Here is a 25,212-nt window from a genome sequence, read left to right on the forward strand (position 1 = left end):
TTTTCCTTATCTTGGTTGAAGTTCACGCGTCTCGCGCTGACGGCAGCGTTGCCGACTGGCGCTGTGGGGCGCAGTAAATCTGGAAGCGCGTCGATGAATGCAACGATAGACGAGCGCACGCTAGGGATAAATGGCTGGTACGATTCCACATTGATTCTCCAGTGAAACAATGATCGCTGGGTCGTCGAAACGAAAGGGGGCGGTGGTGGACAAGTTCCAAGCGATGCAAGCGTTCGTGCGGGTTGTGGAGAGCGGCACATTTACCAAGGCGGCACACACACTTGACCTTCCCAAAACGGCAATCAGTCGTCTCATCGCAGGACTGGAAGGCGACCTCGGAACAAAGCTGCTCCACCGTACGACACGGAAAGTCTCAATGACAACGGATGGGGGGGCGTACTACGAACGCGCCGTACGTCTGCTCGGCGACCTGGAGGAGCTTGAAGGGGCGGTCTCGCGGGCCAAAAGCAACCCACGCGGGCGCCTCCGTGTCGATCTTCCGGTGCCCTTGGGGCTTGCGATAATCCTCCCGGCCCTGCCGGAATTCATCGAGCGTTACCCGGATATCGAATTTGAGTTCGGCCTGAGTGACCGGCCCGTAGACCTGATTGCAGACAACGTCGACTGCGTCGTCCGTGCAGGCAAAATATTCGATGAGTCGCTGGTTGCCAGGCGCATCGGACAGGTTGAACAGATTCTGTGCGCGACTCCTGGCTACTGGAAGAAGCACCGCCGACCGAAACATCCCTCAGACCTTGAGAGTGGTCACGTATTAATAAGAACGATCGCGTCGCGAACCAACCGGCCGTTTCCGATTGTCGTTCGCAAAGGAAATGAGGAGGTAGAGGTGTCCGGGAGTCGCAAGCTAACGGCGAACGACCTCACCGGTTGCCTTACGATGTGCCTCGCAGGGCTGGGTGTCGTCCACGCGCTCAGCTTTATAGCGGATGCGCATCTCGTAAGTGGTGCTCTGGAGTCAGTTCTGGATGACTGGCGTGCAGAACCTACGCCAGTGTTTGTCGCATACCCCCCAAATCGTCACCTCAGTGCGAAGGTTCGAGTCTTCATCGACTGGCTCGTTGCTCTTTTCGTCAAGAGCAATTTGAATAGCTAGGGGCATTCGCTCAGTGAACCGCTCCGTAACTGGCTTCCACCACGATGCACCGAGAATCTTCCGCATATGGCCAGTTGGCACTACGGAAACATGCAGTGGCTGAGGAATGCGCCAATTGCTTATGTCTAGTCGATCATGGCTAGGTTGTCAGTTTCACTCGATTGACTTGCGTGACTGGGAGCAGTCTCGCTGGGGCTCACTAGCAAGAAGGTCAACAGCGAGGCTGCGGCGGCGACGAAAGCGGCAGTGAGCATGACAATCGCAAACCCGGAAGAGAAGCTTGCTCGCGCAATAGTCAGCATTGTTGCCTGTAGCGGCTGACTCACTTGCCCGATGGCCGCTGCGAGGTCACCCGCAACAATGTGGGATGCGATCCGGTGTGTATCGGCGCTGGTGAATCTCGGAAGACCTGTGTGGGCGGCGGCGCTGCTGAAAAAACGCTCCGTTTCGCCGGCAAGCAGGGCTCCGAGTGCCGTAATGCCGGTGACTAGCCCGACAAAGCGGAGGGTGCCGCTAATTCCGGAAGCCATTCCGCCGCGCTCGGGGGGGATGACACTCATGGACACCTTTGCCGTCTCGCCATTCAACAGTCCCGCCCCGCAGCCGGTCAGGAACATTCCGAGCGCTGTGCATCCGAACGGCAGGTTGCTGATCACACACGCGGAGGTAACAAGGTTCCCGATGGCGACAATCGAGAGTCCCAAAGCGAGGAGGGTGCGCCCCGACATGCGCAATGCAAATGAGGCCGCGAATCTCGGACAAAAGAAGAGTGGAAGGGCGAATGGCAACATGCCCAGTCCGGCTACGGCAGGGCTGTATCCGAATACGTTCTGCAGATAAAGCGGCAGATAGGTCATCATGACCTGCGCCGACGAGGCGAAACCCAACATTGCGACGCAGCTGCCAAGGAAGGTGCGCTTACGAAAAAAATTGAGGTCCACCATAGGGCGCTTCTGGAGTATCTCTGCTGCAATGAACAAGCATGCAAGTCCTGCGGCAACGCCAAGTTTGATCAATGTAGCATTACTCGACCATCCGGCTGCATTTCCGTTAATCATCGCCCAGACGAGCAAACAAAGAGCGCTGCCAAAAGTCACCATCCCCGCAATATCCAGCCTTCCAGCTTCCGGATCGCGGGAATCGTGCACGGACCTGACCGCGAGGATGACCAGCGCGATCCCGACCGGTGCATTGACGAGAAACGCCCAGCGCCATCCAAAGACTGAAGTAATCAGTCCACCGACTAGCGGACCGATCGCAATGGCAATTCCGATGACTGTCCCCCAGAATCCGAATGCCCGAGCCCTGTCGGGTCCCCGAAATTCATGACCCAGAACGGCAAGAGCGGCGCTCAGTTGTAGCGCTGCTCCGATACCCTGCAGCGCTCGGGCCAGATTCAGCGTGGAGGCATTAGGGGACAGGCCGCACAGGACGGACGCGATTGTGAACACCACAAGACCAGTTATCAGAATCCGCTTGCGACCGAAGCGGTCTGACAGCGCTCCCGCCGTCATCAGAAACGCAGCGAACGCGAGTACATACGCGCTCACCACCCATTCGATGTCAGAAAACGCTGCATTCAGGTCACGGGCTATCGCCGGAAGGGAGACGGCCACGATGTTCGAGTCGAGCATGATCATGAACGAGACCCCCGACGCGCACAGTAGCACCCACGCGCGCCGGCCGCTGACCCAACGCTTTGTGCCTGAGTTGCGATTCATGTCGGTACTGACAGGGGGCGTTTGCCCGTTGCTGGGCTGTTTATCCAACTGAGTCATGAGCAGGATCGATGCCTTCTTTGGGGTTGGAATGCCGCAGCCTCAACACGGACGTGATGTCGCGCCTTTATGAGGCGAGACTGCATCCGGCGCAGCTTTTCTGAGAAGCGGGCGTCTCTTCGCGTGGGGCAGAACCGGAGCGCAGGCAGGGCCTTTACGACAGTCGGACAAGGCGCTTTCAGAAATTAAGAGTATATACACCTTTTTGGAGCTGGCGACGAACCGTTGTCTACGAGACATGGGCGAGCTTATCCTCTGCGCATGAGGTGCAGTGTTATGGCGGGACTTCAAGGGCGTGGGGACGCCAGCAGCTTCCTCACCGGAAAAGCATCACGTTACAAACCTTTAGATATTAGGTCGAGAACCATCCCCGCGATGCGCTCAAGTTCAAGGTCAGGAATGTGGTGCGAGCGCAACGCTTTGACTGTGCGGTTCAGATAATCCGCACCGGTACCGAGATAGCCCTTGGCGAGCGCTAGCTGACGGGCAACATCACTTTCACTGAGATGTCCTGCGTATCGGGAACATTGTCTGTCAACGGTGAACCCAATCGCGTGGCCAATGAAAGAGCGATCGCTTCCATAAATTTTCAGCCATTTTGGGACGTAGGCCCCGGAGAGCATCTCGCGACGCCACAAGAGATCAAGCTCGGTGTGCAAGCTGTTCTCGTCGAGGCGGTAGGCGATGCCGCTGCACTCACCACCTGCGTCAAGAGCCAATGAAAGTCCCGGGGTTGCCGCAGAGCCACGACCTGCGTAAACCGTGAGACAAAAAGCTCGATGCCAGTCCAAGGCCCAGGCGACGCGGCGTTCAACACTGTGCAGAACCGGATTCCAGATGAGAGACCCGTATGCGAAGACCCAGACGTCTCCCTCCGGCCGCTCGGCAAGAAATGCGGTCAACGAGGCGTTGCGCTCCTCGTCGCTAAGGAGGCGAAGTGCGGGAGCATCTCTCGCGGACAGGCTGTTAATCAGTCCAGCCGCGAGCATGTCGCGGCTAAGAGCGGGTATCTCCGCAGCCGTGCGAGTTGGGGATGGCGGAACGGATGTCCGGTGAGTATCGTCGGATGCATTCACGAAGGTTTCCTGGAGGGATGAAATCAAGTTGTCTGGCGTGGCACAAATCTTTTAGGTCCGACATGCTGCCATACGAAGCAGTTAATGAATTTAATATCTCCGCGAGCTGGCAACGAATCTGGCGCAGCCCGGCTAGTTTGCCATCTTAATGGTTTTCCATACCGTCTCGCACTGCAACTAATAGTTGTTGCCGCGCGCATGGACTGTGCCATTGGAACCGGGTAATTTATCAAGCGTTGGAGATGTAAGGGTAGTGTGACTTCCGATTTGGCCCCGATCGCTTGCGCTCGGGGCGTTTTTCGCGTGGCCAAGCCGCTTGAGTGGCTCGCATAAGGTCAAATCATTAAGCGATGCATGAACGTGTCGCGCGGACCTTGACGGCAGGCAAGCGTCGGCGGACATTTGTGTGCGAAAAGGGGGAGTCCCAGGCAATCGGTAGATCTACAGACACGTACGGCAGCGACCATGATTGTCAGAGCGGCCGCGAGCAGGCTGACGCTTGAGACGGCGGACACGTTGTCACGCGCACTTTCTACGGCCTGCATGATCTAGCTAGGCATGTGAAGCTCGAAGGGTTGATCTATCCGGTTACCCCTTAGCGACGAGGGGATCTCTTGAGTCGTTTCATGGGTGCGAGTAGATACGAACCTTCCGCGTTTCTCGCAACGACGACCGGTCAATATCTCGGAAGAATCTCCAGCCCCTCATCATTGCAGTTCGCGTATAGTCGGCGCAACATGCTTTTGAGGAAACCGACTTCCTCCGGAGTGAATCCCAAAACTGCCCGATCAAGCGCCTGAGTGAAGATTTCTGGAATCTGGTTGGCCAATTCGCGGCCACTATTGGTTAGGCTTAGTTGTACAACACGTCTGTCTTTGACGCTACGCATTCTTGAAAGAAGTCCTCGTTTCTCGACACGATCGAGCAAACGGGTAACGGCGCTCGCATCGATTGCGTATTCGCGCGCCAGTTCGGCCGCTGTAGTACAGCGACCGATGGCCAGCATGAAAAGCATACTGGCTTGGGTAGCAGTCACGCCTAGGTTGGCCAACGTGCGTTGAGTGACCATTTGGTTGAGTTGAGATTGAACGCGCGCAATCAAATATCCAACGCTTTCATTAATTGGATGGTCTGGGGACGCGGGGTCGGGCTTTGTGCAAATCGGCGTTAGCGACATGATTTTTCAGGCTGCAGCGAAAGCGAATGGGCGTCGAGCAAGAAGCAGGCGAGTCAGCAGTGGGGTGCCATCGACCTAGCCTTAAAATTAAGTGTAGTTGCAGTTTATGCGCTTTAGGTTTGATGCCAATAAACTCAAACTTCAGCACATCTCAACAATGGACAAGGCTAGAAGGGGTGCAGCTTTCAGCTTGCTGAAGATTTGCATTCGCTTGCAAAGGCGGCACGACAAGATTTAAACTAGCGCCATTACGCGATGGCGAACATTTGAGGTTCGAACAAGTACTGGCTACGTGCTTACTAATGAAATTTAGGTACCCATCAGCGTATCTTTTATAACAGGACGCTGAAGCGTCTCAAGTACCGGTCAGATGTCTACTTGCCGCGCCCCAGCGCGCCTCGGACGGCCCAGCATTCTTTTCAGACTGAGCATACGTGAGATCGTCGAAGCTGGACTGGTGCTGAGGTTCCGAAGGAGCTGGGTGCAGCGTGTTGTACTCCTATTGCGCGTCCCAAGGTTTGAACGCATCGGCGTTGTGCTGTACAAACTCACGAAGGGTTATTGGGCGGCGGCCCGTGAGATTGACAAAGTCATCGGTCATGCGATCGTAGCTGCCTACGCGATGCAGCTCGGACATGGTGGTCAAATGTTCGACAACATGCTCTGAAAGACCGAGGCTGCGGAGCTTTTCGCGAAACGGCCCGATGGGCGCGTCCACATACGTGATGGGCCGACCCAATGCCTGGGAAAATTCTTCGGCATAGAAGACCATATCGGCTGCCTGCGCGCCGGTCAGGTTATAGGCCTTTCCGATGTGCTTGGTCGGGTCAACCATGATTTCCGTAACGGCTGCCGCCACATCCGTGCCGGCAATCGGGGAGGTTCTGCCCATTCCCAGTGGCACCCAGATTTCGTCGCTTTCCCGGATCGACAACGCGGAAAACTGAAGAAAGAATCCGTCGAGAAAAGCGGTAGGGCGTACATTGATGACAGGAAGGTCCGACCACTCAAGCGCCTGTTCAGCAAGCCAATGCTGTTTCTGTTGCGGACTGCTCGTGGTCTCGGTAATGCTCATCTGCGAAACGGTCATTTGTGACATGTTGACAAAAGCCTCGACGCCAAAGTGCTTTGCAACTGCCGCGACGTTGACGGTCGCCGCGAGATATGAATCGGAAACCGACATGCCGAAATAGACTGACTGACATCCTTCGACGATACGATATATATCTTTCACTTCCAACAGGTCACCGACAACCACCTCGGCGCCCATTTCCCGCAATGCATTCGACCGTTCGTCCTCCCTCCGAACCATTGCGCGCACGTTCTTGCCGCGCGCGAGCAGAAGTTCGGTCAGGGTCCGGCCGATAGCTCCGAGATTTCCAGCGGCGCCGGTGACGAGAATTTTGTGTTCAGACGACATGTCGTACTCCTTAAGATAATCTTTAGGAAATTGAATAAATTCACGGTCCAGCCTCACAGCCAGACGAACTTCCGAAAGTTTAGTCGTCTGGACAAGCCGCGAATACCCACCCGACCGGCAAAAGATTGATGCTTTCTACTTGCCTTTGAAGCGCATGGCAGGCCGAGGTCTTCCTGCCTTATATGCGGATACGGCAGAGCGAACGCCATCGCGGGCATCTTCGGTATCGAACAGCGCCATTGCAAGGTCAAAAATCACGGCATCTGCAGCGCACACACCGCCAGAACCCCACGCGCGCAAAAGAGCTTTGTGCACGGCATGTGCGCGGGTTGGCCCAGAGGCGAACCGCGCAGCAAGATCCTCTGTTGTCTGTAAAAGCCCGGCTAGCGGGACGACCTCGTTGACAAAACCACGTTGCAACATATGCTCGGCAGACATGGGGTCTGAGGTAAAAGCCATCATTGCCGCCGTCGATCTACCGGCGCGTTCCGCGACGCGATAGATTCCTCCGAGCAGGGTTACGATTCCTAGGCTTTGCTCTGGATGTCCAAATCGCGCATTGTCGGCAGCAATGATGACGTCACACCGCGAGGCCAATTCCAGTCCCCCGCCAAAACATGTCCCTTGCACAGCGGCGATAGTTGGAAACGGAAGGGTCTCGATCGCATTGAGGATGTCCATCCAGCGCTGGAAGACGAAACGGAGCCGGGCCGTTGACATTTCTGGCCAGGGAACGATGTCAACGCCAAAGGAAAAATCTTCGCCCTCCGCGTCAAGAAGTAGGGCGCGCACCTGGGTGCTCTGCAGTGACTCAAGCGCGCTTTCCATCTCGGAGGCCATGTCAATCGACAGGCGGTTTTGGGGCGGACTCGCGAGGGTTATATGACCAACGCTCTTCTCGATTCTGACGCGAAGATTGGACATACGCCGGCCTCTATTATTGCGCGCCGAGGTGCTTCGTGAACCACCCAACCGCTGCTGCGCTCGAGAGAAAGAATCCTGCCTGGTAGGGAGCGAAATGCCCGCCTGGAATGAGGCATAGTTGCTTGGGCTGCAGGGCTTGCTCGTATGCCGCGAGCTCGAGATCGGTCATTGTGAGCGTGTCATTGGTGCCAATGACCATCAAAAGTGGCGTAGGCGACACGCGAGCGGCCCATACACCCGGTTCGTAAGTGCGGGCTAGGGCGGTCGATCGCAGAGTCACCTCGTTTTTCCAGACTCCCTCCGGAAGCGGCTGCGTATAGAACGAGATTGCGTCCGGTGACCGGTACGCGGCGGGTTGCGACATGTCCGCACTCACAACGGCCTGCGTCCGAGCGGGCTCGCCGCGAGCCTGCGCGCGCTCGTCATCAAGCAGGGTCTGAAGAAAGGCCGGTAGGGCGTCAGGCGAAACGCGTCGTACGCCTTGTTCGTATCCACTGATGGTCGGTACCTGCGACACGATGCACTTGAGTCGCCGGTCAGTCGCGCCAAGCACCAGAGCATGGCCGCCGCTGTAACTTGTTCCCCAAAGTCCTAGCCGTGCGGGATCAACCTCCGGGCGTGCTTCCAGAAAGGATATGGCACGGCGCCAGTCGGCAATTTGTGTCCATGGATTCACATCTTGCCGGGGAGTACCATCACTTCCCCCGAAGTTGCGATGGTCATGCAGCAAAACAGCGAACCCGGCGTCGACGAACGCTTCGGCAAAACGCTCGAGTCCGTGCTCTTTTACACCGGCAAACCCGTGAGTCATCGTTATCGCGGGATGTGGTTCCTGAGAGCTGGACGGCACGTATAACCAACCGCGCAACGTAATACCGCCTGCCACCTCAAACGAAATATCTTTTCTTGTGGTCATGAGATGAATATTCCATTAGGGACGAACTTGCTATGCCGTGCTCAGATGTATGTTGCCCGGACGTCGCGTTCTCTCCGGAGTGGCGATGGCAACCGTTACGTCGCACACCGGATCGCGGCCGCAGCGTTCAAGTCAAGTTCCACCGAGAGCGGCAGGATCAATACATGCGGACCCGGGATCCGCAGGCCTGCGTTCCGAGACTCCGGGCTTCATCGACTGGATTAACTTCTACGAGGCGTGTGCCTTCGTTGAATTGTCATCCGGCCACGATTGGCGATTGACGAACGAGACTGTCAAGACGGCCGTGCATCAGTGCGTACTCCTCTGTGCCTATCAACACTTGACAAATATTAGGCTCAATCTTGCCGCCGTGTATTGGACAAAACCTCGGAATTTAGTCTTATCCTGCGATTTATCGCCTGTCGTGCAATTCAGCAAGGCGTTTCTGACGGCATGACACCGTTCATCTCAACGCTGTTTCCAGTACCACGCGCAACGCTTCCCGTAGCTTGGCCGCCCTTTGGGGCCCATATGCTTCTTCAAAATTGTGCTGGACCTGGGTCCACAGTGGCAGAGCTTGCTTGAACCGCGCGACGCCCTCATCGGTTGCCGAAATGAATCGCCTGCGACGGTCCGATGAATTTGCTATGACCACGAGACCATCGCGCTCCAATGGCTTAAGGTTTGCGGTGACAGTCGTACGGTCCATCGCCATGTGATCAGCCAGCTCGCTGACCCCAAGGCCGCCGGTATCAATCACTCTGCGAAGGATTGAAAACTGTGTCGCGCGCAATCCGACAGGAGTGAGTGCTTTATCGTAAGCTGCGCTGAGAAAACGGGACGCCTTCCGAGCCGCCAGACAGTTGCACCGTCCATTGATGTCTTCAGGCTCATCCTGTAGCGTTTTCATAAAGGTGCCCTCGCATGTGGACCGCTCCACGCTCTAAATGAGAGAGTTCGCGAGCCCGTTCGATCCGGTCTTCCGCGCGAAGCACTGTGTTTGACTTGCCAAGCAGAAGATCAATGCATAATATGTTGATATCAACGTAATGTAAAGCGACCCGTACGGGCAGGGCGGCGCTGCACCGGTAAGGTCGATGCCCGGTGCCTGTCCTAACTGCAACCGGCACCATTCAAAGGAGTACGTATGCCCGTCTTTCATGCACACCTGCCGAAAGGTCGCTTCTCCCGGGAACGGAAAATAGCAATTGGAAACGCTCTGAACCAATCGCTTGTTCAGGGACTGGGTATTCCAGCGGGCGACCGCTTTATCGTCCTGAGCGAACACGGTGACGACGAACTCTTCATCGATCCGACGTTTATGGATATGACGCGGACCGCTGAGGCAATGATCATCACGATCATTCTCGGGGCGCATCGACCACCGGAAGATCGACACACGCTCATGAAGACAGTGACGAAACTGCTTCTTGAGATGGCCGACGTGTCTCCTGACGATGTTTTCATCGCGATGATTCCGGCGCCTAACGAGAACTTCTCCTTTGGTCGTGGAGTTGCTCAACTGTCTTCGATAGCGCCAAAGTGGTGAGCGCGCTAGCTGTGGGGCGTTACAGACTTGCACTGTTGTCGCGTCTCGCGGTCCGAATCCTAAAACGGTGCTGTTTGATTCACCTGCAGCAATAAATGGCTTGCTAGAAGGTAAGGAATTCGGTCGCGGTGTAATGCATTGTTGTTCGTCTAAACCTTGAATTGCTGAAGGTCCCAGCTAACTTTAAGTGGGCGACGTATCCCCTGATCGATCGGGGCACGAGGGTGATGGAGCAGGTTTTCTTGGGCTTTAACTGAGGCATCGGATATTTAACATGAAACTACTTGTACTCGGCGCAGGTGCCATCGGTGGATACTATGGCGCCCGTCTGATTGAAGCCGGAGCGGATGTTACGTTCCTTGTTCGAGAAGAACGAAAGAAACTGATGGAGTCCCAGGGGCTTCGGATGGTGAGTGACAGTGGAGATTTTGAGCAGAAAGTGAAGCTTGTCACGTCGAACGATCTGCGCGACAAGTATGATCTTGTGTTGCTAACGTGCAAAACGTATGACCTGGATAGCGCCTCGGATTCGATTGCTCCTGCAGTTTCCTCCGGGGCGTCGGTACTTCCATTTGTCAACGGAGTAGGAGCATACGAGAAGCTTGACCTGAGATTCGGCAAAGACAAGGTACTTGGCGGAGTAGCCTACATTGCTACGACACTGGGCGACGATGGTGTCATCAAGCATCTAGGCAAGCTCGACTCGCTGACTGTTGGTGCGCGTTCGGGAAAATCGATTGATTTGGCCAAGGAATTCTTCGGCGCAATTGGTAAAACTAGCGGCATTCGCATATATTCCGACAATATCGATCAGGCACTGTGGGACAAGTGGGTCATGCTCGCTGCAGGCGCGCTAATGTGTTGCATGATGCGTGGGACGGTCAAAGAGATTTTGGCAACGCGTGCCGGCGAGCGGCTCATGAATCAGGCCATCGACGAATGCTCGGAGGTCGCCAAGCGAGCTGGATATCCACTTTCGGAAAATACGTTGAACGACATCCGTGGCCGGCTACTTGACCGACAGTCTCCATGGGCCGCATCAATGATGCGCGATATCGACCAGGGGAAGACCAGGCTCGAGGCAGACGGAATCGTGGGTGACATGCTGTCGCATGCTGAGCAATTCGAGGTTTCTGCGGTGCTTACTGCGGCCGCTTACACGAACTTGCAGGTTTACTCAGCCCGTCACGGCGTGGCAGACAAGCGGTAGACGTTGGTGCAAACGGAATCTGAAACTTGCTTCAGCGGCGCCTACCAGTCGAATCTGAAAGGAGCACACATCGGTCGCTTAACAGGTCAGTGTGCCCGCTCGACAATAGCCGAGTGGTAGGGGGAGACGTTGAAGCCTTCGAATACTTTGATTGACTCTCAGGTGCGGCTTCACATGGGGCGCGCAAGGCGCCCGCAAGTACAAGCATCCGAGGCGCGCAATGCCATCATGAACGCCGCGCTCAAGTTACTTTGTCAAGAGGGATTTGAAGCCGTCAGCCTGGAAAGAGTTTCCGAACTGGCTGGACTGAACAAGATGAGCATTTATCGAACATACGGTTCGCGAGATGCATTGGCTCTGGCATACGTCGAGCGGATTTGCGAATGCGAAACGCTTCGGTGGCAAGAGATGGAAGCGTTGTTTCCCGACGAGCCAGCCCGGCGGTTGAACCAGTTGTTTTCCGATTTTGCCGCTCCAACGGCTTCCGGGGCCTATCTCGGATGTGCGGCATATCTTTATGCGCGAAGCCTCGAAACCGAAGTGCAACCCGTCCTTGATGCGTTGTCGCAGCACAGGGCAAAGTTCCACAAATGGCTCAGTCGCCAAGCCGAATCTGCCGGCGTGATGGATAGCGATGAACTGGTTGGCACGCTACTTCTGCTTTGGGATGGCGCCGCGTCGAATCAACGTCCAGCGAACCCATTGAAGCTACCGGTTCGCGATTTCGGTGCAATGGTGGCTCGGGTCGTCGATCTGTTCAAGAGCTGAAAGAAGGGGCTACGGCGAACGGGATGCTGAGATCCGTCCGAAATGATATTAGCGATGTCGACAGTTCGGCCAGCGCGATAGACAATGCAACCCACATCTGCGCGCGAACCTGTTCACTGCAAGACAATACAATGCTCCAACCTCGTTACCCTAGCAGTGTGTGACCACCGATTATTCTCCGCGCCGCCAGAAATTAATGCCTGATAAGGCATTGATTATATGCATCTACACCTCTAATCTGCGCGCATGTACACGACGTCCCCCGAATACGACGACTGCTTTGCAATTCGTCAGGCTGCCCGACACATATCTCAGTTGTATGAGCGCCATCTTTCGGCTGCCCAGATCACACCGACACAATTCAACATTCTCGCTATTTTAAAGCGTGGAGCGCGCTTAACGATGGTTGAGCTGGCGCAGGCGATGGTGATGGATCGGACAACACTTGTTCGCGCTGTTCGACCATTGATACGGGATGAGTTCATTGTGAGTCAGCCGGACGATGAGGGTAGTCGGCGACTGCACCTATTCCTTACCGACAGCGGCTATGCAAAGCTTCAGGAAGCCATGACATATTGGGTTGCCGCCCAGGAAGAGTTCGAGCGCAAGTTTGGCCATCAGCAAGCCTCTGATCTCCGAAGCGAGTTGTTCCGCGTTACGCGAGACGTTTCCAAGGACTAGGCACCGCACTGGTTCACGGATTCAATTTAAAGTGCATATGCACATATAAGTAAGACATAAATTCGAAGAAGAGGAAAGAGACTCACAGGCTATATAGGCTAGCCTCACTAGGCTGCTTCGTCAAAGCTACATTCCGATTCTAGTCGCAGCAGGACAGAGGCGAGGAAGCACAGGTACATAACAGGGCAACGAGTGGCCGTAGCTTTCTGCTACCACCGGGCGAGGTACGCTACAACTGCGTAGCGTCCATAACCAGAGCCTCCAGCTTTTCGTCCAGCCGCATTGCTGCAGCCTTTAGCTCGGGATTTGAGTCGTTAATCAAAATGAGAGAGGAGGGGCGCACATACGTGACGACGCAGCCGTTGTCGACGGGATTATCGATGATCAGAAGTTCTACTGGTGTAAATAGACCGGATGTCATGTCTTGACGAAGCAACGCGATGGCCATCAAGGGGGTACCAAGAATCCAGCGGACCGCGCGGCGTTGAATTCCTAGCTTCTGTACGCATGCACCGTGATCGATCGCGCTCAGAAACATGAATCCACTGGACCCTACAAATTTCCGCTCGACTTCTTTAGCGTATTGAAATTCTGACCGATCGCTATTCTCGGGTTCCATGCAACTGGCCGTCGGACCACGGCCAGTTAGCTCGCGCAACCGCGCCGTTACAGTATCAAATAGCAATGCTGTCTCGATTTCCATACGAATCCCCGTGAAGCCAAACTCGGTCACTTTCGCGGCGATTATCATACTAAGTCCCTTGCTCTATCTGTGGATGTCGATGGTGTTTGTAATTCATATGCCTTCACGAAGGAAGGGATAAGTTTCCCGTTCGCGATTCAAGGTGCCGCACTCGACTCCATTGAGCGGAACTGCATCTCGTCGGTGGCAGTTATGGTCAATACGATTCCAGAATGTCATTAGCCGGTAGCGCCGACCTAAAACTATGAAATCGACCATAGAATGGTAGGGGGTTAGACCTTCGTTGGCAATTTACGCAGGTGCATGAATATCTTGTCGTATGGAGATTAGTCGTCGACGAGCCAGCGGCAAAAGCCTCACCATAGCTCATGCTATGAGGTGAGCACTAACAGGCGTGGTCGCCTTACGAGTTGGACAAGCTTGCGCAAACCTCGGGATTGAGAGAATGAATGCGCCCAGCAAGGTGAATGGGGATCAGGAAGCTTTTCGCCGAAACACCAGTAGTTTTGCTACCGATCGCTGAAGGAGGTCACCACGTTGATTGTACGTTTCGCTTTGCATGGTAACGATTCCCCGGTCTGGTTTGGACTGGGAGGGCTTCACGGAGACCACTTTGCTTTCCACGTAGACCTCGTCGCCGGGCCGCGTTGGGGTAGGCCATGAGATCTCGGTTCCGGCGCCAATGACTCCATCGCCCAGCGGAACACTGCTGACAATCAGTTTCATGGTAACTGCGGCAGTGTGCCAGCCACTGGCAGCTAGTCCCGAGAACACAGAGTCACTCGCTGCCTCTTCATCAAGATGGAAAGGCTGCGGATCAAACTGGTGAGCAAACTGCTTGATCTCGTCTGCCTGCATCTGATACGTTTCACTCGTAAAGGAATCGCCCACAGTCAGATCATCAAGGTAAAGGGAGGTGTGGTGAGACGACGTCATTTGGCAATGTCTCCTTCGTGCCGGGAATCAAGGCGGCCTGCGTTGTCGCCATAGCCGGATAATCTAAGCCGCGAAACCTCAACAGAACCCGCCAGAGGTCCGTGGTCAAAGTGTTCATAGCCTAAAGTTCGCACAGAAACTGGTCTGTGAATGACTGCGATGCTAGATGATCAAGAAGCTGGCGCAACGCTTTCGCCTCATTACGGCCAAGCAGGGACTCAAATCGGGCATGTGCGAGACCTTGTCTCTTTGCCGCTTCTTTTAACTTCCGGCTCCCTGCATCCGTCAGACGAATACGACGCTTGCGGCGATCATTCGGGTCGGGGAAGATCGTCAACAGTCCGTCACGCACGAGCGGCTTCAAGGTGTGCCCGAGTGCTGAAAGATTCATGACGAGGTCGGTAGCGAGGTCGCTTTGGCTGGGATTTTTTAACCGGTCAACACTCTTGATAAGACTAAATTGAGCGGAGGTAAGGCCAGTAGGTGATAACGCGAGATCGTAAAGCTGACCAAGTCGCCGTGACGCCCGTCGCAGCGCGGCTTGATTGCAATCGCTCGGGGTTAGCGACAGATCACTCACAGGTTTTTCCTCAATATTCGATTGCGTGCATTGACACAGATCCGTGCCCACGCCTGACTGTCCTATTTGACATCGAACTATACTCCTGCTCCGTGCCCCGATTTTGCGGACTTCGGGCGCGCAGCAGTTCTTTACTTTTCGTCAACGACGGAGTTGATCAAAATCCCGATTCTTTCGATCTCGATCTCGCACACATCGCCCGCTTTCATAAACATCTGTGGCTCGCGTGCGACTCCGACACCCGGGGGCGTTCCCATGGCGATAGCATCGCCCGGTTCCAGAGTTATTCCCTTACTCAAGAATGCAATGGTCGTTGCAACGTCGTAGATCATCTCGCTGGTAAGGGCTTCCTGAAGCACCTTGCCGTTGAGTCGCGTCTGCAGGCGCAGACCGGCTCCGCCAGGTGGCAGTTCGTCAGCCGTTACGAGTACCGGACCAATTGCGCCGGTCGCATCGAAGTTTTTGCCGACGGTCCACTGCGGTGATTCGAACTGAAAATCTCGAATGCTGCCGTCGTTGAAGATGGTGTAGCCAGCGACGTATTGCAAAGCGTCATCTTTGGAGACGTGTCTAGCTGTCTTCCCAATGATAACCATCAGCTCCCCTTCGTAGTCGAGCTGCACAGACGCTTTCGGGCGAACAATGCTCGCACTATGGCCGATGAGGCTGGTGAATACGCGGGTAAAGAGCGTGGGGTTGACTGGAATCTTGTTTCCGGTTTCTTCGACGTGCTGCTTGTAGTTGATGCCGACGCACAGGACTTTTCCCGACTCACCAACGAGAGGGAGGTACTTGATGTCACCGAGATTCAACTTTGTTCCCGAGCGCAGCACTTCAGCGGCCTGCTCAAGGGCATCGCCTCCACGGCGCAGGATGTCGTATATGTTTCCCGGATAACCATCCTGATTGCTTTGCAGACCGTAGGCAATATCTTTCTCAAGAAGCGCGATACCGTCGGCTTCAGATGTTTGATAACGAAAAAATCGCATTTCTAAAAACTCCTGGATATTTTCAATATGGGCGTCGACAGATCAGGCACGCTGGGCTTCGCCGCGTCCAAACGAGAAGTTATCGGCAGACGACTCAGTCAGATTGATAAAAACGTCGTTTGGGGAGATGCCGGTTGCTTCAACTATCCGTTTGTTCAGTGTTTTTAGCAGCCGACGTCGGGCCTCGCTGTCCCTGCCGGAGATGAACAGAATCTCTAACGTCAGCATGGCGTCGGTGTAATTGATCCCCGAGAACGACTTAGTGTGGCGGTAACGGGATTTAGGCAGTTCAAGTAACACCTGGAAGAAATGATCGTCCGGCACAGACAGGACTTCGGTGAGCGAATCGTGAACCGCCTCCGATACACCATCGAGCTGTGCCTCTGTGTACTGCCCCTCTTGGAAGTAGATTTTTGCGAATGGCATTGCATACTCCTTGATACTCACTGTGCATAGAAATCTGGAGCGGTCGCGTCTACCTGCATCCCAAGTCAGACGACAGCACCGATACTGCATCTGGATACTTCGCGCTCCAGCTTTGAAAACAGAGTATCGCATAAAACTGGCATATGCCAGTAAATGCTTGTGCAGTTTATGTAAAATTCAATCTCACGTCCGGTTGCATGATTCCCAGATCAAGACAAGGGCAGATATGATCCGAAGCGTTTTCTACAACTTCGATGTCGGGATACGCAAACATGTTCAAGCCAGAACATTCGGGGCATAGTTAAGCCACCACCACCGACTGTTCTGCAGGAGCCGTCCGGTCATGCGCAGTGGGTGGACGTTCGTCTGCGTCAAGTGCGTCAGTGCGCTGGAAGTGCTGTACGGTCCAGTCGACGAACGCACGGACGGTTTTCGATAGATGACGGTTACGGGGATAGACAACGGAAAGGGGAACGGGACTAGGGCGGAAATGCTCAAGAACTTCTACGAACTGCCCACAAAGCAAGTAAGGCAATGCCATAAAGCGAGGGCACTGTATCAATCCGAGCCCGTTAAGGCCACATGCCAGATATCCTTCAAAATCCGTGACGGAAACGCTGTTGTTTAGATTCACATCGACCGTCTCGCGGCCCACAGTAAACGACATGTCCGGCGATCGGTTTGCGCTGCCGGCGAGATAGCGCACCCCGTTGTGTGCGCGCAAATCGTCCGTGCATAGTGGGAGGCCGTGGTGTCGGAGATAGGTGGGTGACGCAACGGTTATTCTCGCGAACGAACGAATTCGGCGTGCAACGAGGCTCGAGTCGCCAAGAGGCCCTAAACGTAGCGCACAGTCAATTCCGTTCTGGATGATATCCACTGGTCGGTCTGCAAAGCTCAAGGTTAGTTCAATATCCCGGTACGCGTCTCTGAAGTCGTGGAGTGCCGGAATAATGAACGCCTTTGCGATGGCGCATGGGACATCGACTCTCAATTTCCCGCCGGGAGCCACTTCGCCGTTCGTGAAGCTACTCTCGAGTTCAGCGACGTCCGCCAGAATTTTAACGCACTGCTCATAGAGCGCCTCTCCTTCGGAAGTGAGACTAAGTTGCCTCGTTGACCGGTTAATCAACCGAACCTTAAGGTGTGACTCTAGGTTCTGAATGATGACCGTAACGGATGCACGCGCGAGGTCTAGTGTGTCGGCGGCCCGAGCGAAACTGCCGCTTTCGACGACTCTTGTGAAAACAAGCATGGCGTTGAGGCGATCCATATATTCTCTCGGAATTGCGGTGGATAGGTAATGCCCGGTCGATGCGATATTCGCTACGAGAGCTGATGGCCGTCGTGGCCCGGCGGGCGCGGCACGCCTGAGGATCGGAGCAGATACGCGCAAATTCAATTTCTCAGAAATTTATTTTCATTGATGCCTCGGCGAGCCTTTAGTAAAAGATCGCTAAATTTCGCTAACGAAAATAAACCTTTCTCAGTAATTGAATTGGTCGGTTGGTGTTTTTGAGGGGGCAGGCTGGTCGCATCGAATGCTTTTAAATTTAAGGCAGTAAAGAAGGTTATTTTTACTTGAGCCAGCATCAGGTTCGGAAATATCTCCGGTTGAATGGGCCCGGCTTTGTCGTCGTCGCTTTGCGCGCTTTCCCGAGTGTGTGGCCCATCCAATACGATGGATCAAGCGAGCACTGTGTGTTCGATAATGGAGCTTTTAATGGAAGAAGGCGTTCAATCTTTGTAAATTCAGAATTCAGCGCTGCGAGTGTCGGGTTTCCCCGATCGAGACTAGTATCTGTGCTCACACTTAGGTTGACCCACGCTGGTCGTACGTACTACTGGCATGACTGGATGCGCATAGCGCGCGAAACGTTCCGCAGAAGTAAGGGCGAATGCACTGACCTTTCCCGCACGTGTCGAGGGGCTCAACTGAGTCGAGGATACATGGACTATCTGGAAAGCCTGAAGGTCTTTCGGTGTGTGGTCGAAGCCAGAAGCTTCTCGCGAGCGGCCGATATGCTTGGACTGACGCCACCAGTTGTATCACGTGCGATCGGCAGCCTTGAGCAACGGCTTTCTAGCCGATTATTTCATCGAACAACGCGCCAGGTTTCGCTGACCGAGGCCGCTGAACGGTTTTATGAAGGTTGTTCGAGAATATTGGACGATCTCGAACTGCTGGAAGAGCATGCCTTGGCCCAGGCCCGCGAACCATCTGGCGTTCTGAGACTGGTTGCGCACACAACCGCAACTGTCAATCGACTCGTCCCGTTGATATCCGCCTTCAAACGGCGTTATTCGAAGGTGAGCCTCGACGTTACCCTGACCGAGCGGCCAGTGGATCTTGTCGCGGACGGCTATGACCTTGGCATTGTGCTCCCGTACATGTTGACCAGCGACACAACGGTCACCCGATTGCTGGATCGCATACCGCTTGTGGTTGTCTCGTCGCCCCAGTACCTCGCATCAACGACACCACCTACGGTCCCTCAGGATCTGCTTGAGCATTCATTCGTGACGATGTCCCCATCCATCCGCAAGCCTTCCTTGAGCTTTGTTGTCGGCGACGAACAGTTGAACATTCCGATGAAGTTCGACATGTCGTCTAACAATGCTGAGTTCAACCGGGAACTGGTTCTGGAGGGATTTGGGATTGGCGTGGTACCGGCTGCGGTAGTGGAGGCGGAACTGACGTCCGGTCGCCTGATTCGGCTGCTGGAAGACTTCCAACTGGTGGAAGGTGCAATCGAGATCCGCCTTGCGTATAACACGCGTGCCTTGATGCCGGCAAAGGTGAAGGCATTTATAGATCACGTTGCAAGTTCTTATGGCAACGGCGGCACGCCCAAGCCGGGTTGACGAGGTGCCATCTGGCAGTTGCGGACTATCGGTTGAGGGCCGTCGCCACACCTGTGTGCAGTTGATTTGATTCGCTGTCCCGGACGTCGCTGGTCTTGGCTTCGGTGTAAGCAGCGGTTATTGGTTGACACCGATTCTCTCTTTATTGAGGAAGACGTTGTGTCAGGTCAGTCTCATGGAAGGACCAGCGGTGCGCAAGAAAACTCATATCCGCTCTATTACAGGGTTCCATCATGCCAATGATTGATGTTTACGCTCCCCGTGGCCTGTTTCCGCAGGATTGCGACCGCCAGCTCGGGGAAGAAATCACGCTTGCTGTTCTGCGAGCAGAGGGTGTCGCGAGTCCCGGAGAGTTCCATCTTAACAACACAGCGGTCTTCATCCATCACATGGACCCCCCTACGGTCCAGACGGCCGCCCAAGACCAAGCGCGAATTGTCAGGGTTCAGGTTCTCACGCCGCCCGGCGCATTGAGCCGGGATGGTCAGAAGCAGTTGGTCAAAGAGATCACCGGAATAGTGGCCAAGGTGTCTGGCGATCCGGGGCAGGCTGGCCGCACAAGTGTACTGCTCACGGAAGCGGCCGAAGGCGGCTGGGGGATTTCAGGCACTGCGTTTGGTCGCGAAGAGTTCATCGCTCTTGCCGCCAAGGCCCGAAACTCCCAGTGATCTGGACGTGGGGGGCCTTCCATATCGGCCGTGAAGTCGGTCCGTTGGGTCGACATGCGTTAGTGAAAGGAATCTACAAGCAAAAAGACCGAACGTTGGTCGGTTTGGATTGCTGCGAGCCGTGCTGTCAAGTTCACCATTCGGCCTGTCTGAGGTACATCATGAGTGATTTGTTGCAAAGAGTTGTCGATGCCCACGGAGGAATCGACCGTTGGAACAAGTTCAAGCAGGTCCAGGCAACGATCGTCACAGGGGGCGAGCTTTGGGGAATAAAGGGGCAGCCGCAAGACAGTACGCCGCGCCTCATGAAAGCAAGACTGCGCGAGGAGTGGGCCTCTGTGTCACCGTACGGCGCGCCGGACCGCTGCACTTCCTTTACGCCTGAGCGCATTGCAATCGAAACATTGGATGGTGACGTTTTGAAAGAGCGCGTGGCGCCTCGTCAGTCTTTCAAAGGTCATGTAATGACGACACCATGGGATCCACTTGACCGCGCGTACTTCAATGGCTACGCGATGTGGACCTATCTGACGACGCCTTTCCTCTTGACGTTGCCCGGCGTCTCGACGCAGGAAATAGACCGATGGGATGAGGGTGGCGAATCGTGGCGTGGTCTTCGCGCAACCTTTCCAGCATGGATAGCGACACACAGCAAACAGCAGGACTTTTATTTCGACGACAGTTTTTTGATCAGGCGCCACGACTATGTCGTCGAAATTGCAGGTTCATTCGCGGCTGCCCAATATGTTTCTGAGCACGTAGAAGTGGATGGGCTAAAGCTGCCGACCCGTCGGCGCGCCTATCTTCGTGACGATAATCAGCGACCACTGCCTGACCGTTTGCTCGTCTCAATCGACCTTTCAGAAATTGAATTTAGTTAAGCTGATTGCGGTAGCCTGACGCCAGCTTCCATTGCCCATCGGCCTTTGAAACTACTGCGTTTCACGGGAAACCTGCTGCACTTCAGGGTTTCTCAAGCCGAGTCTAACTTCCCCTTTCGCCAGTCACGCACGCGCGGATTCGCGCGTCGGATCTATACAACGCGAACGGTTCGATGGAAGCCCGAGCCAGCCCGGAAGGCCCGCCAGCAGCCGGTTTGATCCAATAGTTGTCGCCCTTGCTGCGTCAATTGTGCCCATGTAAGCTGACAAGATACTTGTGTTAGTCAACATGTTTTTCGCGGAGGGGGACGCACCGGTGTAGCTTGAACGCTATCGCGTACGCACCTCGACCGCCTCGCGTGCACGACCGACCGGCAGTAGCGCTGAGTTGAGCAAGGTTTCGTACGTAGCTGCAAGGGCATAGCCCGAGCAATGCCGGAAGGGCGTTCGGTTCGGCTCGCGGACATGTTGTCGGGATGCCAGGCTGAAGTTGATATGGATTCGTATAACTGGAGCTTAAACAATGCGGTTTCCTGACGGTGGCGAGAATTTTGCCAGCCCGCTTACGGGGCCGCAGGATATTACCTTCGGCTCATTCCGGATATCAATCCGGGAGCGTCGGGTTATGTCGAGCGGAAAGGTGTTGCCTATCGGCGACCGGGCCTTTGACATCCTGATGGCGTTGGTGAGCCGAGCGGGTGAAATCGTCTCCAAGGCAGAGCTTACCAACCTCGTGTGGCCGGATACCGTGGTTGACGAAGTGAATCTGCGCGTCCAGGTGTTCAAGCTGCGCAAAGCTCTGGGAGAACGGCCGGGAGAGCCCAAGTTCATCGAAAGCGTGGCTGGTCGAGGGTATTGTTTCATTGGTGCTCTCAACCGGCATGTGGACAGGTCACACCCGGGAATCGTTGGACGCCGGGCTGATATCGCAGCCGTGGCACAACTGTTGTTGGTACGCAGCCTTGTGACTATTGTGGGGCCTGGCGGAGTAGGTAAGTCCACCGTGGCGACGGCGGTATTGAAGTCGGTAGCTCAGATGAGGGATGTTCGCTCCGTCGTCGTTGACCTGTCGTCGGTCAGTAGTGCACGACTGGTGTCAAGCGCGCTCGCTGCGGCGGTCGGTGCCCCTGTGAATCTTGCAACGCCTCTCGATGCGGTAATCAACGCTCTTCGATGCAAGCAGATGGTGTTGCTGCTAGACAGCTGTGAGCACGTTCTCGAAGCCGTGGCTGAACTTGTTGAGGCTGTCCAGGAGGTGGCCCCAGAAGTTCTGATTCTTTCCACCAGCAGGCAGCCGTTAAATGCCCGGAGTGAATGGCTTTATCATTTGCAGCCGCTCGAAATCCCAAAGGAGGCGAGCACCCTTGCAGTAGATAGGGCTCTGCAATATCCGTCTGTGCAGCTATTTCTCGAAAGATGCCGTTCAAAAGTCGATACCTTCGAGCTGACTCCCGACAACGTCGAAACGGTATGCCAAATCGTGAAAGCGCTGGACGGCCTGCCTCTGGCTCTGGAGTTGGCCGCCTCGCAGGTAAAAATCCTGGGCGTTTCGCGACTGCTCACTGGGTTGACCGACCGTTTCGAGATTCTTACGCAGGGCAATCGTGCAGCGCTGCCACGCCATCGGACACTCAGGGCAACGCTCGATTACAGCTATGACATCCTGCTGGATGCCGAAAAGGCGGCCCTACGCCAGCTCGCGATTTTCGCGGGTAATTTCGATTTCGATGCAGGGGCCGCTGTTGCTGGCGCGATGGATAACCCGGAAAGCTTCTTCTATCCGGTTTTGACCGCGCTTGTCGACAACTCTCTCGTGTCCGTTGTGCGGGATGCCGAACCCGTTCAGTACCGTCTGCTCGATAGTACGCGCGCCTATGCACTGGAGAAGCTGCGCGATGCTGGGGAGGACAGGGCGGCTTCCGGGCGTCATGCCTCCTATCTCCTCAGGCTTCTTCGGAGCAAAGAATCTGGGCATGCGCTTACTGCAAAAGCCGAGTGGGAGGCGGCCAGCAAGAGGTTGATTGGCGACGTACGCGGAGCACTCGACTGGGCGTTTTCTCCGTCAGGCAATGTCACGCTGGGCTGCAGAATCACGGTCGCCGCTGCACCGGTCTGGCATCAGTTTGCGCTGATGACCGAATACCGTGAGCGCTCAATGCAGGCGCTAATTCGGCTGGAGGATGAAAGGCTGGTTCTGCCCGATGTTGACCTTCGGCTCCATCTGGCGCTCGGGCACGCGGACTTCAACATATCTTCCTTGTCGACAGGCATCCGCTCCCCCGGCTACCTGGCGTTCGCAACTGCGCTAGAGAAGGCAGTCGTTGCGGGAGAGTTGAAATCGCAGATCGACGCCCTTTACGGTCTTGTGATCTTGATGATCAAGGACGGCGATTACGTCGCGGCGATGGGTTTTGTCGACAGACTTGGGGAGTTAAGGCATACGTCGCTCGAGGCCACTACGATGTTTCATCGACTACGCGCGATAGTGACCAGTTGGGACGGCAGGCCGCTCGACGTGTTGGCTGATGTAGACATGGCAGCTAATCTTTATGCCCAGAAGTTCGTAGACCGTGATGCCCCAATGCTGATGAGGTATGACCATGAAAGTGCGCTCGAAGCGCTTCGGGCGAGGTCGCTCTGGGAGATTGGACAGATCGACAGTGCCGTTGCCGTCGCTCATGACTGTATCGAGGATGTAATCGCACTGGGCCATCCATTGTCGATTTGCCACGCTCTTGTGACGGGTGGATGCCCCGTGATGGCATGGACCGGCGACGATGCGGCACTTACAGAGTTCGTTGGCCACCTTGAGAAAATTGCTCAGGAGCAGTCCCTGGAATTCTGGAAGCAGTGGGTGTTGGTATTGATGGAGGGGCTTGCGGTTAGTCAGGCACGAGTGCCGGCAGATCTGTTCAAGTTCACGGGTTTCGGCCCGCTGCTGCAGGACCTGTTGGTCACGATGAACTGGAGGCTGCTTACTCCGGCGACTTCAGCCAGGGCGGATGACACGACAGCTGGCTTCGCGGTCCCGGAGGTTTACAGGGCGCGCGGTGAGCGGTTACTGGAGCGTCAGGGAAAGACCGCCGCTGCCGAAGCCAGGCAGCTATTCATGCAGTCGATTGAAACCGCCCGGAAAAACAGCGCGATCTCCTGGGAGTTGCGCGGAACCATGAGTTTGGCAAGGCTATTGCTGGTCGAAGACAGGCGCGACGAAGCAGCGCAACTGCTTGAGGACATATTGCGCAGGTTCGACCAGGGTTTCGGTACGCGTGATCTGATTGAGGCCAACAACCTTCTGGTTCGCGCCGGCGGCAATCGGGTCCCTGCCGGTCGCAACGCAACGGTGGTCAGCGATATGCCGTCCCACGTGCCGAAGGCGTCCGATTTGCCTCGCTCATGACTCGTAGCGTGTGGATCCGTGTGGATCGTGAACGGCTCGGGCTTATGCCGGCCTGAGTTCGCAGGTACGGCGAGCCGACTCGGACGATAGCGGTCCCGAGGAAATACGGTTCTGTCGACGCCACGTGCCCGGCGTAATGCCATAGGTCTGGGAGAAAATTCGATTGAACTGGATCTGCGATCCAAATCCTGCAGAAAGGGCAATCTCCAGAAGCGTTAGAGGCGTTTTTTGCATGAGATCCTTCGCGCGGGCAAGCCGGCAATTTATCAGATAGCGATAAGGTGAAAGCCCCGTCGTGCGCTTGAACAGATAGCTGAAATGACTGACAGACAGGCTGCACTCGTCTGCGAACGCTTTCAGGTTGATTTTGGAGTCAATCTTGGCGGCGATGAGCTCTTTGACGCGGTTCTCCTGCCAGGTAGCCAGTCGCCCTCGCGCGTCCGATGGTGCCTCGCTGAAGCGCTTGCTGCACAGACTGCCGAGATGAACCGCCAAGGCGCGCATCACCATCCCGAGGAATGTGTAACTCTGGCTGCCAGGCCGCCCCAAGGCAGCAGCAAGACAGGAGCAGAGGTCGTGTGTGACCGAGTCCACCATCGGCGACGCGCTCTGTATTATCCCGGTAGATGTGGCGGCCGCAACAGCAAAGGGGTCGAAGCGGTCCGCATTAAAGGCTAGCGCGATAGCCTCGAACAAACCTTCCACTTCGACAAGCGAACTCTCTCCGGCTCGGGTAACCCAGCTTGAATCTGGAGCCGACTGGTTGACGCGTGCCGGTCCAGACGCCAGCCACATTTTGACAGCGGCGGGCGAGCCAAGACTTATCCAGAGAAAACTGGACTTCTCACTTCGAGAAAGAGTGATCGCTGCCCGACGCAAGCCTTCGCGACGCACATGAACAACCACAAGAGGCCCCAGCTCCAGACGAGTCTGTGAGACGTCGCCGTAATCTTCGGCGGCAATGCCGAGCTGGGATTGTGCTGAATCGAGTTTCATCCGCAATGACCATTGATAATTCAGACAATTGATCTGCTTGTTGCTGGATTCAAATCGTCTACCGGCAGGATTCCATCCGCCTGCTAACGTCGGGTCGGAATCAATCGTGACTGGCGGCGGACACGCCGACAGTCTTTACTCTATCCACGAAGATG

Annotated in this window: 24 protein-coding genes; 9 read left to right on the top strand and 15 right to left on the bottom strand. The window is 55.4% G+C overall.

Annotated elements, in window-relative coordinates; all coding sequences use genetic code 11:
* The first annotated feature begins 205 nt into the window (after positions 1-205).
* The gene (locus P3T18_RS15015) at positions 206-1,114 is read left to right on the top strand and encodes a LysR substrate-binding domain-containing protein (RefSeq protein WP_429300702.1); all 909 of its coding nucleotides are present in this window, start codon (positions 206-208) and stop codon (positions 1,112-1,114) included.
* Positions 1,115-1,239: 125 nt separating this feature from the next.
* On the opposite strand, the gene P3T18_RS15020 is transcribed toward P3T18_RS15015, so the two are convergent.
* The 7 genes from P3T18_RS15020 to P3T18_RS15050 all read right to left on the bottom strand — a co-directional run bounded on the left by P3T18_RS15020 (position 1,240) and on the right by P3T18_RS15050 (position 9,315).
* Positions 1,240-2,754, bottom strand: a complete 1,515-nt coding sequence (locus P3T18_RS15020; protein WP_429300703.1) for an MFS transporter — start codon at positions 2,752-2,754, stop codon at positions 1,240-1,242.
* Positions 2,755-3,227: 473 nt separating this feature from the next.
* Positions 3,228-3,968, bottom strand: coding sequence for a gamma-glutamylcyclotransferase (locus tag P3T18_RS15025; RefSeq protein WP_429300704.1), 741 nt, complete (start codon positions 3,966-3,968; stop codon positions 3,228-3,230).
* Between the two features lie 676 nt (positions 3,969-4,644).
* Entirely contained in the window at positions 4,645-5,145 is a 501-nt protein-coding gene (locus tag P3T18_RS15030) for a MarR family winged helix-turn-helix transcriptional regulator (protein ID WP_429300705.1), read from the bottom strand.
* 499 nt (positions 5,146-5,644) lie between these two features.
* Entirely contained in the window at positions 5,645-6,565 is a 921-nt protein-coding gene (locus tag P3T18_RS15035; protein WP_429300706.1) for an NAD(P)H-binding protein, read from the bottom strand.
* 135 nt (positions 6,566-6,700) lie between these two features.
* Positions 6,701-7,489 carry an enoyl-CoA hydratase/isomerase family protein gene (locus tag P3T18_RS15040; RefSeq protein ID WP_429300707.1) on the bottom strand — a complete coding sequence of 263 codons (789 nt, stop codon included), beginning with the start codon at positions 7,487-7,489 and terminating at the stop codon, positions 6,701-6,703.
* A 13-nt stretch (positions 7,490-7,502) separates the two neighbouring features.
* Positions 7,503-8,405, bottom strand: a complete 903-nt coding sequence (locus tag P3T18_RS15045) for an alpha/beta hydrolase (protein ID WP_429300708.1) — start codon at positions 8,403-8,405, stop codon at positions 7,503-7,505.
* 463 nt (positions 8,406-8,868) lie between these two features.
* Positions 8,869-9,315, bottom strand: a complete 447-nt coding sequence (locus tag P3T18_RS15050) for a MarR family winged helix-turn-helix transcriptional regulator (protein ID WP_429300709.1) — start codon at positions 9,313-9,315, stop codon at positions 8,869-8,871.
* Positions 9,316-9,552: 237 nt separating this feature from the next.
* Between P3T18_RS15050 and P3T18_RS15055 the strand changes: the two genes are divergently transcribed.
* The 4 genes from P3T18_RS15055 to P3T18_RS15070 all read left to right on the top strand — a co-directional run bounded on the left by P3T18_RS15055 (position 9,553) and on the right by P3T18_RS15070 (position 12,613).
* On the top strand, positions 9,553-9,954 hold the full coding sequence (locus P3T18_RS15055) for a tautomerase family protein (protein ID WP_429300710.1): 402 nt from the start codon (positions 9,553-9,555) through the stop codon (positions 9,952-9,954).
* Between the two features lie 274 nt (positions 9,955-10,228).
* Positions 10,229-11,164, top strand: a complete 936-nt coding sequence (locus tag P3T18_RS15060; protein ID WP_429300711.1) for a ketopantoate reductase family protein — start codon at positions 10,229-10,231, stop codon at positions 11,162-11,164.
* A gap of 129 nt (positions 11,165-11,293) precedes the next feature.
* The gene (locus P3T18_RS15065; protein ID WP_429300712.1) at positions 11,294-11,932 is read left to right on the top strand and encodes a TetR/AcrR family transcriptional regulator; all 639 of its coding nucleotides are present in this window, start codon (positions 11,294-11,296) and stop codon (positions 11,930-11,932) included.
* A gap of 246 nt (positions 11,933-12,178) precedes the next feature.
* Positions 12,179-12,613, top strand: a complete 435-nt coding sequence (locus tag P3T18_RS15070; protein ID WP_429300713.1) for a MarR family winged helix-turn-helix transcriptional regulator — start codon at positions 12,179-12,181, stop codon at positions 12,611-12,613.
* 229 nt (positions 12,614-12,842) lie between these two features.
* On the opposite strand, the gene P3T18_RS15075 is transcribed toward P3T18_RS15070, so the two are convergent.
* The 7 genes from P3T18_RS15075 to P3T18_RS15105 form a co-directional block, all read right to left on the bottom strand.
* Complete coding sequence (locus tag P3T18_RS15075; RefSeq protein ID WP_429300714.1) at positions 12,843-13,364, bottom strand: DUF302 domain-containing protein; 522 nt, start codon at positions 13,362-13,364, stop codon at positions 12,843-12,845.
* A gap of 426 nt (positions 13,365-13,790) precedes the next feature.
* Positions 13,791-14,252: a MaoC family dehydratase gene (locus P3T18_RS15080; RefSeq protein ID WP_429300715.1), complete on the bottom strand. Its 462-nt coding sequence runs from the start codon at positions 14,250-14,252 to the stop codon at positions 13,791-13,793.
* Positions 14,253-14,373: 121 nt separating this feature from the next.
* A complete protein-coding gene (locus tag P3T18_RS15085) occupies positions 14,374-14,832 on the bottom strand; it encodes a MarR family winged helix-turn-helix transcriptional regulator (protein WP_429300716.1) in 459 nt (152 codons plus the stop codon).
* A 131-nt stretch (positions 14,833-14,963) separates the two neighbouring features.
* The gene (locus P3T18_RS15090; protein WP_429300717.1) at positions 14,964-15,821 is read right to left on the bottom strand and encodes a fumarylacetoacetate hydrolase family protein; all 858 of its coding nucleotides are present in this window, start codon (positions 15,819-15,821) and stop codon (positions 14,964-14,966) included.
* Positions 15,822-15,863: 42 nt separating this feature from the next.
* On the bottom strand, positions 15,864-16,247 hold the full coding sequence (locus tag P3T18_RS15095; RefSeq protein WP_429300718.1) for a tautomerase family protein: 384 nt from the start codon (positions 16,245-16,247) through the stop codon (positions 15,864-15,866).
* A gap of 301 nt (positions 16,248-16,548) precedes the next feature.
* Positions 16,549-17,520: a LysR family transcriptional regulator gene (locus tag P3T18_RS15100; RefSeq protein ID WP_429300719.1), complete on the bottom strand. Its 972-nt coding sequence runs from the start codon at positions 17,518-17,520 to the stop codon at positions 16,549-16,551.
* 125 nt (positions 17,521-17,645) lie between these two features.
* The gene (locus tag P3T18_RS15105) at positions 17,646-17,924 is read right to left on the bottom strand and encodes a hypothetical protein (protein WP_429300720.1); all 279 of its coding nucleotides are present in this window, start codon (positions 17,922-17,924) and stop codon (positions 17,646-17,648) included.
* Positions 17,925-18,197: 273 nt separating this feature from the next.
* On the opposite strand from P3T18_RS15105, the gene P3T18_RS15110 reads away from it, so the two are divergent.
* The 4 genes from P3T18_RS15110 (at position 18,198) to P3T18_RS15125 (ending at position 24,061) form a co-directional block, all read left to right on the top strand.
* Entirely contained in the window at positions 18,198-19,112 is a 915-nt protein-coding gene (locus P3T18_RS15110; protein WP_429300721.1) for a LysR family transcriptional regulator, read from the top strand.
* Between the two features lie 233 nt (positions 19,113-19,345).
* On the top strand, positions 19,346-19,780 hold the full coding sequence (locus tag P3T18_RS15115) for a tautomerase family protein (protein WP_429300722.1): 435 nt from the start codon (positions 19,346-19,348) through the stop codon (positions 19,778-19,780).
* A gap of 161 nt (positions 19,781-19,941) precedes the next feature.
* Positions 19,942-20,661 carry a hypothetical protein gene (locus P3T18_RS15120; RefSeq protein WP_429300723.1) on the top strand — a complete coding sequence of 240 codons (720 nt, stop codon included), beginning with the start codon at positions 19,942-19,944 and terminating at the stop codon, positions 20,659-20,661.
* A gap of 523 nt (positions 20,662-21,184) precedes the next feature.
* Positions 21,185-24,061 carry a winged helix-turn-helix domain-containing protein gene (locus tag P3T18_RS15125; RefSeq protein ID WP_429300724.1) on the top strand — a complete coding sequence of 959 codons (2,877 nt, stop codon included), beginning with the start codon at positions 21,185-21,187 and terminating at the stop codon, positions 24,059-24,061.
* Positions 24,062-24,103: 42 nt separating this feature from the next.
* Here P3T18_RS15125 and P3T18_RS15130 read toward each other — a convergent pair whose 3' ends face one another.
* Positions 24,104-25,057 carry a helix-turn-helix domain-containing protein gene (locus P3T18_RS15130; RefSeq protein ID WP_429300725.1) on the bottom strand — a complete coding sequence of 318 codons (954 nt, stop codon included), beginning with the start codon at positions 25,055-25,057 and terminating at the stop codon, positions 24,104-24,106.
* Between the last annotated feature and the right edge of the window lie 155 nt (positions 25,058-25,212).

The organism is Paraburkholderia sp. GAS199 (assembly GCF_050436585.1).
GTDB lineage: Bacteria > Pseudomonadota > Gammaproteobacteria > Burkholderiales > Burkholderiaceae > Paraburkholderia.

Bases quoted from the DNA above. Each gene is read 5' to 3' on its own strand.
- P3T18_RS15020 (WP_429300703.1), bottom strand. From the start codon at position 2,754: ATGATCATGCTCGACTCGAACATCGTGGCCGTCTCCCTTCCGGCGATA.
- P3T18_RS15030 (WP_429300705.1), bottom strand. From the start codon at position 5,145: ATGTCGCTAACGCCGATTTGCACAAAGCCCGACCCCGCGTCCCCAGAC.
- P3T18_RS15035 (WP_429300706.1), bottom strand. From the start codon at position 6,565: ATGTCGTCTGAACACAAAATTCTCGTCACCGGCGCCGCTGGAAATCTC.
- P3T18_RS15040 (WP_429300707.1), bottom strand. From the start codon at position 7,489: ATGTCCAATCTTCGCGTCAGAATCGAGAAGAGCGTTGGTCATATAACC.
- P3T18_RS15045 (WP_429300708.1), bottom strand. From the start codon at position 8,405: ATGACCACAAGAAAAGATATTTCGTTTGAGGTGGCAGGCGGTATTACG.
- P3T18_RS15050 (WP_429300709.1), bottom strand. From the start codon at position 9,315: ATGAAAACGCTACAGGATGAGCCTGAAGACATCAATGGACGGTGCAAC.
- P3T18_RS15055 (WP_429300710.1), top strand. From the start codon at position 9,553: ATGCCCGTCTTTCATGCACACCTGCCGAAAGGTCGCTTCTCCCGGGAA.
- P3T18_RS15060 (WP_429300711.1), top strand. From the start codon at position 10,229: ATGAAACTACTTGTACTCGGCGCAGGTGCCATCGGTGGATACTATGGC.
- P3T18_RS15070 (WP_429300713.1), top strand. From the start codon at position 12,179: ATGTACACGACGTCCCCCGAATACGACGACTGCTTTGCAATTCGTCAG.
- P3T18_RS15075 (WP_429300714.1), bottom strand. From the start codon at position 13,364: ATGATAATCGCCGCGAAAGTGACCGAGTTTGGCTTCACGGGGATTCGT.
- P3T18_RS15080 (WP_429300715.1), bottom strand. From the start codon at position 14,252: ATGACGTCGTCTCACCACACCTCCCTTTACCTTGATGATCTGACTGTG.
- P3T18_RS15090 (WP_429300717.1), bottom strand. From the start codon at position 15,821: ATGCGATTTTTTCGTTATCAAACATCTGAAGCCGACGGTATCGCGCTT.
- P3T18_RS15095 (WP_429300718.1), bottom strand. From the start codon at position 16,247: ATGCCATTCGCAAAAATCTACTTCCAAGAGGGGCAGTACACAGAGGCA.
- P3T18_RS15100 (WP_429300719.1), bottom strand. From the start codon at position 17,520: ATGGATCGCCTCAACGCCATGCTTGTTTTCACAAGAGTCGTCGAAAGC.
- P3T18_RS15110 (WP_429300721.1), top strand. From the start codon at position 18,198: ATGGACTATCTGGAAAGCCTGAAGGTCTTTCGGTGTGTGGTCGAAGCC.
- P3T18_RS15115 (WP_429300722.1), top strand. From the start codon at position 19,346: ATGCCAATGATTGATGTTTACGCTCCCCGTGGCCTGTTTCCGCAGGAT.
- P3T18_RS15120 (WP_429300723.1), top strand. From the start codon at position 19,942: ATGAGTGATTTGTTGCAAAGAGTTGTCGATGCCCACGGAGGAATCGAC.
- P3T18_RS15125 (WP_429300724.1), top strand. From the start codon at position 21,185: ATGCGGTTTCCTGACGGTGGCGAGAATTTTGCCAGCCCGCTTACGGGG.
- P3T18_RS15130 (WP_429300725.1), bottom strand. From the start codon at position 25,057: ATGAAACTCGATTCAGCACAATCCCAGCTCGGCATTGCCGCCGAAGAT.